The sequence below is a fragment of the Oryzifoliimicrobium ureilyticum genome (assembly GCF_037199735.1).
In the GTDB taxonomy this organism is placed as follows: domain Bacteria; phylum Pseudomonadota; class Alphaproteobacteria; order Rhizobiales; family Rhizobiaceae; genus Rhizobium; species Rhizobium ureilyticus.
Window position 1 is genome coordinate 1 of the sequence record NZ_JBBBVQ010000054.1, and the last position, 4,024, is coordinate 4,024.

The 4,024-nt window shown below is 55.6% G+C and carries 3 protein-coding genes and 1 pseudogene; 1 reads left to right on the forward strand and 3 read right to left on the reverse strand.

Annotation, left to right across the window (positions count from 1 at the left end; all coding sequences use genetic code 11):
• Positions 1 to 149: 149 nt before the first annotated feature.
• The 3 genes and pseudogenes from VQ830_RS28455 to VQ830_RS28465 form a co-directional block, all read right to left on the reverse strand.
• Positions 150 to 389: pseudogene (locus tag VQ830_RS28455) on the reverse strand (helix-turn-helix domain-containing protein); the annotation flags it as partial.
• A 238-nt stretch (positions 390 to 627) separates the two neighbouring features.
• Positions 628 to 1,530 (reverse strand): alpha/beta fold hydrolase, encoded by a 903-nt coding sequence (locus VQ830_RS28460; RefSeq protein ID WP_337271504.1) that lies wholly within the window; start codon positions 1,528 to 1,530, stop codon positions 628 to 630.
• A gap of 112 nt (positions 1,531 to 1,642) precedes the next feature.
• Positions 1,643 to 2,248: a TetR/AcrR family transcriptional regulator gene (locus VQ830_RS28465; RefSeq protein WP_337271505.1), complete on the reverse strand. Its 606-nt coding sequence runs from the start codon at positions 2,246 to 2,248 to the stop codon at positions 1,643 to 1,645.
• A 563-nt stretch (positions 2,249 to 2,811) separates the two neighbouring features.
• Between VQ830_RS28465 and VQ830_RS28470 the strand changes: the two genes are divergently transcribed.
• Complete coding sequence (locus VQ830_RS28470) at positions 2,812 to 3,762, forward strand: 5'-nucleotidase (protein ID WP_337271506.1); 951 nt, start codon at positions 2,812 to 2,814, stop codon at positions 3,760 to 3,762.
• Positions 3,763 to 4,024: the final 262 nt, after the last annotated feature.

The following is a 4,024-nucleotide window of genomic DNA, read 5'->3' on the forward strand; positions in this document are numbered from 1 at the left end:
CTGACGGATCGTCGCCTTCACGCGTTTGCCGAGCTTGATGTAAAGCTGCACGGCCCTCATGCGGTCTTCGTACGAATACATGAACTATCTCCTGCTCGTCCAAGAATTCGTCCGCACCTCCAGGGGTCAATATTCCATGATTAAACACACTTGAACCGCACAATCATCGCCTCCACCGGCTCAGGCAACTGATTGGCATAGCGCACCGGCCGTCGAGACCGATCCGTAAGCGCCTCCAGCCCTTCATCCTTGTAGCGATTGAAGATCTTGTAGCCAGTTTTGCGCGAAATGCCGAACGAACGGCACACATCGCTCATACTGTCGCCTTCCAGCAAGCGGGCGACAAATCGAAGACGCTCATCCATGACCGAAGTCTCTCTCCACGGCATCTACACCTCCCGATAAAGTCGGAAAGTGTAACCCATGTCTCCGGTACGATTTGTCACCTATCTCTCAGGNTCCCGATAAAGTCGGAAAGTGTAACCCATGTCTCCGGTACGATTTGTCACCTATCTCTCAGGTCGCACATATCGTGACAGTCGTGAACAACGCGGGGGATCGTATTTCTGAACTCCGATGCCGCATTACATTTAAACTTTGAAGAAAAAGGGCTCACTAATGGCGCGGTCAAACCCGCCCACTAACGCCACCGACAAAACGAAGAACGGCTTCTGCCACCGCGGCCGGCTGCTCCTCGGGCTGAAAGTGCCCGCAGCCGACGACGACTTCGCCCACGACGTCCGTCGCATGGGGACGTATCGCCGCGGCGATATCAGGGATCGAGCCCTGGTCGGCGCTCAATCCGAGCACAGGCATCGTCAATTTGCGATCACGCAGCAGGTGCTTATTTTGCTCAGCCGATTTCGCCGATGCGCGGTAGAAGCTCAAACCTGCCCTCATGCCACCGGGCGCTCGAAAGATGCGGAGATATTCATCTATCGTCGCCTCCGAGTAGCAAGTCGGGTCAGCCGTCTTTTCCTTGAAGAACCATGACAGGTATTCGCGCTCGCGGCCCTGCAGAAGCGCCTCCGGGAGATCGGGAACGGCATGGAAAGCGAAATGCCACGTCTTCCACGATCTGTCGGGAGAGGTCGGCAGCATCTCCGGCATCGTAACGGCGGGAATGCCTGCATCCATTAGAACAAGGGAAGTGACCTCGTCGCCGTAGAGCAGGGCGTAGGGAAAGGCGACCCAGGCACCGACGTCATGAGCGACTAGGCTGTACCGCTTGATTCCCATAGCGGCGATGAAAGCATGGACCCGCTCAGCTACCGTTTGTGTATCGTAGCCGTCCATGGGCCGATCGCTATCGCCCTGGCCGGGTAGATCGATCGCCACGACACGGTATCGTTCTCCAAGTAATGGAATGACATGCCGCCACGCGTACCAGGATTCAGGAAATCCCGCCAAGAGAACGATTGTCTCGCCATGTTCAACCCCGCCAACCACGTAATGGGCGCGTAAACCGTTGGCACGGATGAAGCGATGCGCGAACCCTTGCGGCGCGTCAGGCATATCAAAACTGGTCATGATGTCTCCTGTCGTTATGATTTTACTGGCCCCCGGCGGTGATGCGCCGAGGTCGTAAAGGAATGATGGTGGACTTGGTTTTGCTGATCGGACCGCTCGCGAGGTTTGTCGATCAATCCAGGACTTTGAGGGCCAGATCGACGAAGGCATCAGTGTCACCGATCAGCGCCTCCGCCTTGCCCACCACTCGCATGCCGTAGAGCAGGGTGAGCAAAAGATTGGCTACCACGTTTGGTTCGGCCACTGTGGTGATGGAGCCGTCGGCTTTGCCTTGCGAGACCACGTCGGCGAGAAGCATTTGCCGCCGAGAAAGCTGACCATGCAAGATGTTGCCCGCGAATGAAAACTTTGAAATCTCGCCGATGCCTGCGACCATGAGGCACCCGAGCCTTCCTTCCTTGCCAGAACTCAGGCGTACATAGAGCCGCAACAGTCCAGCTATCCGCGCGCGACCGTTTTCCGCTTGAGCTAATATGGCCGCTATCTCCCCCTCACGAAGAGCGATGTAGCGTTCGAGCGCCTTGGAGAAGAGGCCTTCCTTGTCTTGATAAGCCTTGTAAAGGCTTCCGACCTTCACTCTGGTCGCGCGGGTAAGTTCGTTGATACCAACTGCCGAGAAGCCGGATGAACTGAACAGGTCGATTGCGCGATCGAGGACCACGACCTCGTCAAACAGTCTTGGGCGTCCCCTGGGCTTGTCGGTGCCGACATCACTCATAGCGTGCTCTCACATTTATTGAGTGATCATTACCTAAATACCCAAAATAATGTTGTCAAGTGGGTATCAGCTCGTCTTGAGGGAGGCGCATTCCCGCCATCAACGATGAAAATGGCCCCAGTGATCCCTCATGTTCGAGGTCTAAAAGTCGGCATTTCCCCGGATATGCTGCCCCTTCTCACCATCGAGCACCAGTACAGGCAGAGAGCTTAGGCGCAGCCTCGAGGAAAGACACCCAGTAAGTTCAACCGGTTCATCCCGCGGCTTTAACGGGCCGTTGGTTCATATCCGTTCAAGGCGAAACTGATCTGAAAATGCTGGCGATCGAGCTCTCAAAGCATCGAGAAGAGGGAAGCAACCGAAAACACAAGGCAATCCTGAGTATCCGACTCAGAACAAGTGCCTCGTACGCACGACGCTGAGAACACACCACCGCATCCGAGCTGATACATCGCAATCGGCCGCATTTTCCTGCGGACAACCGCCGCCTCGATGTTGCGCCTGCCCTCCGGAGGATATCAACATAAGCCGATGATTTCTTGCGTAATGTAGAAAGCTGGCAAATGCGAAAACTTGACGAGAAGGCACGGCTCCTCCAGGCGGCCCCGCTTCGCATTGGCATTTCGACGCGCGCGTTGTTCGACCTTGAGGAAGAACACGCGGTATTCGTGCGCGACGGCGTGTGGGCCTATTCTGACCTGCAGTTGCAACGCGAGGAACTGCCGATTGGCAAAGGGACTGGCTTCGACGTAATCGAGCGCCTTCTGCGGCTCAATATCGACGGGGAACGGCCCTTTGTCGAAGTCGTCCTGTTGTCGAGAAACTCGCCCGATCTTTCCCTTCGGGCCTTCAACTCGATTCAGTCCTATGGCCTCGGGATCAAGACCGGCAGCTTTACAAGCGGAAGGCCGATCGGGCCCTATGTGTCTGCATGGGCGATCGATCTTTTTCTCTCAAACGAAGTTGATGACGTGCGAGCGGCGGTGGAAGCGGGCGCGGCGGCGGCAAGGCTCGGATCGCTGCCTGCCAATCGCATTGAAATCGCCGAGGACGAGGTCCGGATCGCTTTCGACGGCGATGCCGTGGTCTTCAGCGCGGAGTCCGATCAAATCTATAAAGACCAAGGGCTAGCGGCATTCTTAGCACACGAGAAAGACAATGCCACCAGCCCAATGTCCGGTGGTCCATTTGGTAATTTCCTCAAGAAGCTTTCTCTCCTGCGCGAAATCTATATGGATGGAAACGGCTTCAGCAAGGTGAGAATTGCCATCGTCACGGCACGAAATGCTCCTGCTCATGCGCGTGTTGTGCACACGCTACGAGCTTGGGGAACGCCCGCTGACGAGGCTCACTTTGTCGGCACATTCGAGAAGGCGCCGATCCTGAAAGCATGCGGTGCCCATATCTTCTTCGACGATCAGGAAAAGCATGTTCTTGGTGCTTCCGCGGTTGTGCCGGCGGGTCATGTTCCTGGCCCACACCAGGCCGACACCCCGATCATACCTGCTGCATAAGCATTCCGAACAAATGCGCACGCGGCACATAAAGCGCCGCAATGAGGGCATTGGCCTGCTAGCATGATTTCTCCCGGTATGACCGTGCAGAGACATATCCTTGATGGGAGGAGTTGCTCTTCGCTGGGATTGAGAGCAGGTTTGGCAAGATTATGCCACGGCGCGGGTCTCCACCTCAATCGCGCATATTTTTATATATATATATATAACATGCATACGAAAATTCCAATAAAATGCACATGAAAATCCCGTTTTTGATAGT

Coding starts and splice junctions, on each gene's coding strand:
- VQ830_RS28460 (WP_337271504.1), bottom strand. CDS start 1,530: ATGACCAGTTTTGATATGCCTGACGCGCCGCAAGGGTTCGCGCATCGC.
- VQ830_RS28465 (WP_337271505.1), bottom strand. CDS start 2,248: ATGAGTGATGTCGGCACCGACAAGCCCAGGGGACGCCCAAGACTGTTT.
- VQ830_RS28470 (WP_337271506.1), top strand. CDS start 2,812: ATGCGAAAACTTGACGAGAAGGCACGGCTCCTCCAGGCGGCCCCGCTT.